Annotated in this window: 5 protein-coding genes; 1 reads left to right on the forward strand and 4 read right to left on the reverse strand. The window is 72.5% G+C overall.

Features of this window, described 5'->3' with window-relative positions; all coding sequences use genetic code 11:
- Window positions 1-48 precede the first annotated feature (48 nt).
- Window positions 49-1,362, reverse strand: coding sequence for a DUF4192 domain-containing protein (locus ACFYY1_RS24585; protein ID WP_388589136.1), 1,314 nt, complete (start codon window positions 1,360-1,362; stop codon window positions 49-51).
- A 226-nt stretch (window positions 1,363-1,588) separates the two neighbouring features.
- Window positions 1,589-3,748, reverse strand: coding sequence for a RecQ family ATP-dependent DNA helicase (locus tag ACFYY1_RS24590; protein WP_388589138.1), 2,160 nt, complete (start codon window positions 3,746-3,748; stop codon window positions 1,589-1,591).
- A 401-nt stretch (window positions 3,749-4,149) separates the two neighbouring features.
- Here ACFYY1_RS24590 and ACFYY1_RS24595 point away from each other — a divergent pair, with 401 nt between their 5' ends.
- A complete protein-coding gene (locus ACFYY1_RS24595; RefSeq protein ID WP_388589140.1) occupies window positions 4,150-4,779 on the forward strand; it encodes a hypothetical protein in 630 nt (209 codons plus the stop codon).
- A 72-nt stretch (window positions 4,780-4,851) separates the two neighbouring features.
- Here the strand turns inward: ACFYY1_RS24595 and ACFYY1_RS24600 are convergent, their stop codons facing one another.
- Both ACFYY1_RS24600 and ACFYY1_RS24605 read right to left on the reverse strand, forming a co-directional pair.
- Window positions 4,852-5,466 carry a hypothetical protein gene (locus ACFYY1_RS24600; RefSeq protein WP_388589143.1) on the reverse strand — a complete coding sequence of 205 codons (615 nt, stop codon included), beginning with the start codon at window positions 5,464-5,466 and terminating at the stop codon, window positions 4,852-4,854.
- Window positions 5,467-5,526: 60 nt separating this feature from the next.
- Window positions 5,527-6,237, reverse strand: coding sequence for a ribonuclease HII (locus ACFYY1_RS24605; protein ID WP_388589146.1), 711 nt, complete (start codon window positions 6,235-6,237; stop codon window positions 5,527-5,529).
- Window positions 6,238-6,534: the final 297 nt, after the last annotated feature.

Here is a 6,534-nt window from a genome sequence, read left to right on the forward strand (position 1 = left end):
CCTTCGCGGTGCTCTTCCAAGACCTCCTGGAAGAGCACCGCGTGCGGGTCATTCGGCGTCACGGGATGCGCGCCGGCCGGGGGTGGCCTGCCGGGACCCGCGCCGGGTGACCGCGGATTCGGGACGAGTGGCGCCGGACGGGGGCTTCTTCCGACGCGCGGTGGTCGGCCGCGCGGTGGTCGGCCGCACCGTGCGGGGGCGCGCACCCCGGTCCGTCCGGTGCCCTCGCCGCCCCGTCCGCGCACTGCGCTCCCCGCGCAGGCACCGGCGCAGGGTCTCCGGGTCGAGGCCCTGGTTGCACGCCTCATGAAGCAGTTGGGCGAAGGTGTACATGGGGTCCATCCGCAGGGCGAGGCCCAGAGCAACCCGCGCACCCGGTTCGTCGCCCGTCGACCACGAGACCCATCCGGCCAGGGTCAGTGGCGCCGCGGCATGCTCCTCGTACGGTGCCACGCAACGACGGGACAGTGCTCGCCAGAGCCGCAGCGCCGAATCGGCTTCCGGGCCTTCCATCCACTCCGCCGCCTTGTCGCGGGTCTCCCGGTCCTGCAGGCCGAGGATCACCGCGGCTGCCTCGTCGTGACTGATCAACCGGTCATCGCTGATGTCCGCGGCGGATGGTGCGGCCACCGGTGCCTCCCTGAGGCGCCTCATGAGCCTCCGGGCCAGGTCCAGGGTCTCGCGGGCCACGTCCTCGCGCCCCGCCTCGTCGAGGAGCTTGGGCATCAGCTCGACACCCGCCGAGTCGAGGGCGCGTTGCTGGCCCGCTGCCTCCGAGGTGGTCAGGGGCGCGAGCCGTGCCTCCATCTCCCGTAGCGTTCCGCGCACTTGAATGCCCGCGTAGGCGGCAGCGGCCGCCATCACCGAAGTGCCGGGCATGGCCAGCCGGTTTCCCTCCGCCGGACAGCAACGCCCGTCCGGACAGCAGTAGGACCAGTACCGGCCGTCGGAGATGCAGAGTGCTTCGAGCACCGGTACGTCCAGCGCGCCACAGGCCGTACGCAGACGCTGGGCGAGTGGTCGCAGCCGCTCCATGACCTGGCTGCCGGACTCGCCCTCGGCGGGATCCTTGCAGAGGAAGATGACGATCGCGTCAGGGCGTTCACCACGCCGCTCGCTCCCCTTGATCAGGCACTCGGCGAGCTGCTCGGCGACGGGCGCCCATTCCTGCGGCGACTGCGGGATGCCGAGCCTGAGCCGCCCGCCGAAGCGGCCCCGGCCGCCGTGCAGGGCGACCATGATCACGCTGTCGTTCGGGTGAAACCCCATGAGATACGGGAGAGCGTCGGCGAGTTCGGCAGGTCCTCGGAGGGTGATCTGCTGCTCGTCGGCCGGACCATTGGATTCGTGGTGCTGGTTCATGGCACGACCGTCCCGCGAGCGGACGGATTCCGCGACCCCCTGTGGATAACTTGTCCACAAGGGTCACGGGGCGTTGGCGGTCCGTCGTACCCATCGGGTTGCATGGGGACATGAGCCACCTGATCCGCGTCGCAGGACCCAGGGCCGCGGCCGACTCCGTACGTGCCCGACTCCTCGGCGGGAACGGCTGGTCGATCGCCGGGGCAACGGCTGTCGCCGGGGCCTGTCAGCCCGCCGCGGCGAGGACCAGTGGAAGGACCTGGTCGCTCCCCGCCCGGCGCAGGAGCCGGGCGGCGACAGCGAGGGTCCAGCCGGATTCGGTGCAGTCGTCCACGAGCAGGACGGGGCCGGGAGTACGGGCGAGGGCTCCGGCCAGTTCCTCGGGGACGGCGAAGGCACCGAAGAGCGCCCTGAGCCGTTGGGCGGAGTTGCTGCGGCGTGCCGGGTGCGCGCCGCTCGGCCCGGTGTACGTCAGGGTGCCGAGGAAGGGGAGGCGGCCGACCGTCGCGATCCCCTCGGCCAGGGAGCCGACGAGTTGCGGACGGGTCAGGGAGGGTACGGCGACGACTCCCACCGGCCGGGCAGTGGCGTCCGGGGCATTCGGCGCCCAGCCGCCCGAGGAGCGCGCCCAGTCGGCGAGGACCGCCACCGCGGCCTTCAGGACGTCGTCGGGGACCGGCCCGTCGGGCGCGTTCTCGGCCAGCAGCGGGCGCAGCCGGTTGCCCCAGCCGATGTCCGAGAGCCGCCCCAGGGCACGCCCGGTGGAGCACTGCTCCTTGGCCGGGATACGGCCCTTGAGCTCGATGCCCAGTGCGGGCATCCCCGTCGGCCACATCCGGCGCGGCTCGACCTCCACCCCCGGGCGGTCCAGTTCCTTCGTCGCGCCCATCAAGGTGTCCGCCGAAACGGCTGAATCGGCCCAGGCGCCCGCGCAGTTGTCGCATCGGCCGCACGGCGCCGCTCCCTCGTCGTCCAGCTGCCGGCGCAGGAACTCCATCCGGCACCGGGATGTGCTCGCGTAGTCGCGCATGGCCTGCTGCTCGGCTGTCCGCTGCCGCGCCACCCACGCGTAGCGTTCGGCGTCGTACACCCACTCGGCTCCCGTGGCCGTCCAGCCGCCCTTCACACGCTTGACCGCGCCGTCGACGTCCAGCACCTTCAGCATCGCCTCCAAGCGAGTGCGCCGAAGATCCACCACGGCCTCCAGGGCCGGCACGGACAAGGGCCGTCCCGCGGTGACGAGGGCCGAGAGAGTCTGTCGGACCTGCGCCTCGGGCGGAAAGGCCGTATCGGCGAAGTAGCGCCAGATGGCCTCGTCCTCCTTGCCCGGCAGCAGCAGCACATCGGCGTGGGCCACACCGCGCCCCGCCCGCCCCACCTGCTGGTAGTAGGCGATCGGCGAGGACGGCGAGCCGAGATGCACCACGAAGCCCAGGTCCGGCTTGTCGAAGCCCATGCCCAGGGCCGATGTCGCGACCAGCGCCTTGACCCGGTTCTCCTGGAGGTCGGCCTCGGCCTGCAGGCGGTCGGCGTTCTCCGTCTTCCCCGTGTACGACGCCACGCGGAAGCCGCGCCCGCGCAGGTAGGCGGTGGCCTCCTCGGCCGCCGCGACAGTGAGGGTGTAGATGATTCCCGAACCCTGCAATTCGTCCAGGTGCTCGGCGAGCCAGGCCAGACGGTGCGCCGCGTCCGGCAGCCGGACGACACCCAGCCGCAGGCTCTCCCGCTCCAGCGGACCGCGCAGCACCAGGGCCTCGCCCGCGCCGGTGCCCAGCTGATCGGCCACGTCCGCGGTGACCCGTGCGTTCGCGGTCGCCGTGGTGGCCAGCACCGGTACGCCGGGGGAGAGCTCGGCGAGCATCGCCCGCAGCCTGCGGTAGTCGGGACGGAAGTCATGGCCCCAGTCGGAGATGCAGTGCGCCTCGTCCACCACCAGCAGACCGGTGGTGGCCGCGAGCTTGGGCAGCACCTGATCGCGGAAGTCCACCGAGTTGAGGCGTTCCGGACTCACGAGGAGCACATCGGTGTCGCCGCGCTCGACCTCCTCGTAGATGGTGTCCCACTCCTCCGGATTGGCCGAGTTGATGGTGCGCGCCCGGATACCGGCCCGCGCCGCCGAGTCGACCTGGTTGCGCATCAGCGCCAGCAGCGGCGAGACGATCACCGTGGGCCCGGAGCCGCGCCGGCGCAGCAGGGCGGTGGCGACGAAGTACACCGCGGACTTGCCCCAGCCCGTGCGCTGCACCACCAGCGCACGGCGGCGCTCCCGCACCAGAGCCGCCACCGCCTGCCACTGGTCCTCCCGCAGCCGCGCCGAACCCCCGGGGTCACCGACGAGCTCGGCAAGGATGTCATCGGCTTCGGCGCGGAGCTCCAGGTTGTCCATGCCCCCATGCAACCCGATGCCTCGGACAATCGGCCACTTCACCCCACGTGACCCACAGCTCACAGAGGACCGTTCGGCCAAGTGTTCCCGGGCGCGGGGAGCGCTCTGGGATCACCGGGGTTCTGACGGGCAGCAGAGCGGGGCGGAGCGGTGTTTCCGCTGGTCCTCGCCGTTCGGATGGGGCGGAAGGCATCACCCGGGCACGGTGTGGGCAGGGATATCAGAGTCATTTCGGCTGATTCCCGTCAGCTGCGCCAATTGCTCGTTGCCGCCTGCCGATACGCCAGGAAGAATTGGACTCGCTCCCCGCACAGTCCCTTTCGCGGCCCGGAAGGGCTGTGCCACGGTGCGCCCTCACTCGACCCTGCCCGCACCATGGGCGCGTATGCGAAGGGAGGATCGTGACCTTCGGATTCGCTCCGTCCGCAGCCACTTCGATGTCGGCGTCCGCCGACTCCGCCAACCGTCTTGCCAGGATGCTCGAACCCACCGAGTGGGCCGAAGCCGGCATACCGCTGCTGCGCAGCCCCCGCGAGGTCGTCAGCGGCCTGCACTCCCGGCACCGGCCGACCCCGGCGACCGCTGTGGTCGCCGTGCTCGACCACGAGGAACGCCTCACGGCCAGCGCTTCGTTCGCCCGCCGCTCCACCGCCTCGGACGGCTGGGAGTTCCGCAACGCGTTGCTGGCGCATCTGCGCCGGGTCATCCCGCACGATCTTCGCCGCCGCACCCCTGTCCGTACCGCGGTGCTTCTCTACTGCCGTGAGGGCGACGAACGTTGGACGGAGGAGGACGGGGCGTGGATGTGGGGCCTGCGGGACGCCTGCACACTGCACGGGCTGCGGTGCGGCGCGTACATCACGCTGACCCGCGGCGGTTGGCAGGTGCTGGGCGAGGGCCGTGGCGGGCGGCGTCCCCACTCCATGTCGCAGCCGTCCGCTCTCGCCGACACCTCGCTGGACCAGGATCCGGCCCCGCTGCGCACCGGCGGCGGCGCGGCACAGGCGCTGCGGCGCACCGCGGCCCGCTGACCCACGGCCCGCCGACCCGGCCGCCCCGTCGGGCAGCCGGGCCCGCGGCCGCGGCCGGGTACGCCCCGCGGATCAGACTCCGGCGCCGAGCACCGCGTTGATCCGCTGCGGTTCCCCGCACACGATCAGCAGTGCTCCGGCGCGTTCCCGCGCACCGGTCAGCGCGCCGGGGACGGCGTCACCGCCATTGACGGCGACGATCACCACCGGGCGGCTCCGCACCCGGTCCGCGACTGCGGCACCGGCGAAGAAGACATCGTCGCCGGCCTCGTGCTGCGCCCAGTAGGCGGCCTCGCCGAAGGAGAGTTCGTGCGCGGCCCACGGGTGCTGCTCACCGGTGGTGAGCACCAGGATGTCGCCCGGTGCGCGGCCGGAGTCGAGCAGCAGGTCCACTGCTTCGTCGGCGGCGTCGAGTGCGCCGTCCGCCGAGGCGGGGATCAGCTGGATCTGCGGTGCGGAACGATTCTCCGGCCGATCCGCCTGGGGGCGGCCGGGGGTGGGGTGCGGACGCTGCGCGGGGGGCGCGGGCCTCGCGGGGCCGGGCCCGGGACGACCGGGGCGCGGCGTGGCCGCTGAACGCGGGCCGGGTACGGGACGGGGGGTCGACGCGGTGCGGCCTGCGGCCGGAGTGACGCGGGGACCCTGGGCGCTCTCGTGAATCTGAGGCTCCTCGGGGATGAGAGGCATGGGTGGTTGTCTATCAAACGCCGGCACACGGGGCGTCGGCGGGTGGGTACATGTGCGCGATCAGAAGTCGAAGCCGAGTTGGCCCCCGCTTTCCAGTGCAGCCGCCTCGGCGGAGATGCGGACCTTCTTGAGGTGCTGCCACCTGGGCAGCGCGTCGAGATAGGACCACGACAGACGGTGGTGGGGTGTCGGTCCCCACTCCTCCAGCGCGGCCCTGTGCACGGGCGACGGGTAGCCGGCGTTGGCGTCGAAGGCGAATGCGGCGTACTCGCCTGAATCCGCGCCCAGTTCGGCCATCATCGTGTCCCGGTGGACCTTCGCGATCACCGAAGCGGCCGCGACCGCGATACAGGACTGGTCGCCCTTGATCACCGTGCGGACCTGCCAGGGCTGTCCCAGGTAGTCGTGCTTGCCGTCGAGTATCACCGCGTCCGGCCGCACCGGCAGGGCTTCGAGAGCCCGTACGGCGGCGAGGCGGAGCGCGGCCGTCATCCCGAGCTCGTCGATCTCCTGCGCAGAGGCGTCGCCGAGACCGAACGCGGTGACCCAGCGCTCCAGCAACGGTGCGAGCTCCGCACGGCGCTTGGGGCTGATCAGCTTGGAGTCGGTGAGTCCGGCGGGAGGTCTGCGCAGGCCGGTGACGGCCGCGCACACGGTGACCGGTCCCGCCCACGCTCCGCGTCCGACCTCGTCGACACCGGCGACAATCCTGGCACCGGTGGTGGCGCGCAGTGAGCGCTCGACGGTGTGCGTGGGTGGTTCGTACGGCATGGCGCCTGTCAGCGTACGCCGATGGGGCGGCCGACAACACCCCGGGGCGCCCGTCGGCCGCCAGGTACTCGCGGCGCGGCCGCGGAGGCCGGTGTTCCGCATGCCGGGCGCCCCGGAGGGGGTGGCACCGAGGCGGGTGAGTACGGCGGGGGGGGGGGGGGGGGGGGGGGCCCGGCACCCCCCGGGGGCGGGGGGGGGGGGGGGGGGATGTCGCGGACCTGCGCGTGTGCCATCGCTGCCTCTGCAAGGGGTGTGGGAGCGGAGAGAGAAAAGGGGCCGCCGCCCGTACACCGTGGC

It is taken from the genome of Streptomyces sp. NPDC001890 (genome assembly GCF_042891445.1).
Taxonomy (GTDB): Bacteria; Actinomycetota; Actinomycetes; order Streptomycetales; family Streptomycetaceae; genus Streptomyces.

Excerpts from the sequence above, each read along its gene's own strand:
- ACFYY1_RS24585 (WP_388589136.1), bottom strand. The coding sequence starts at position 1,362 with ATGAACCAGCACCACGAATCCAATGGTCCGGCCGACGAGCAGCAGATC.
- ACFYY1_RS24605 (WP_388589146.1), bottom strand. The coding sequence starts at position 6,237 with ATGCCGTACGAACCACCCACGCACACCGTCGAGCGCTCACTGCGCGCC.
- ACFYY1_RS24590 (WP_388589138.1), bottom strand. The coding sequence starts at position 3,748 with ATGGACAACCTGGAGCTCCGCGCCGAAGCCGATGACATCCTTGCCGAG.
- ACFYY1_RS24600 (WP_388589143.1), bottom strand. The coding sequence starts at position 5,466 with ATGCCTCTCATCCCCGAGGAGCCTCAGATTCACGAGAGCGCCCAGGGT.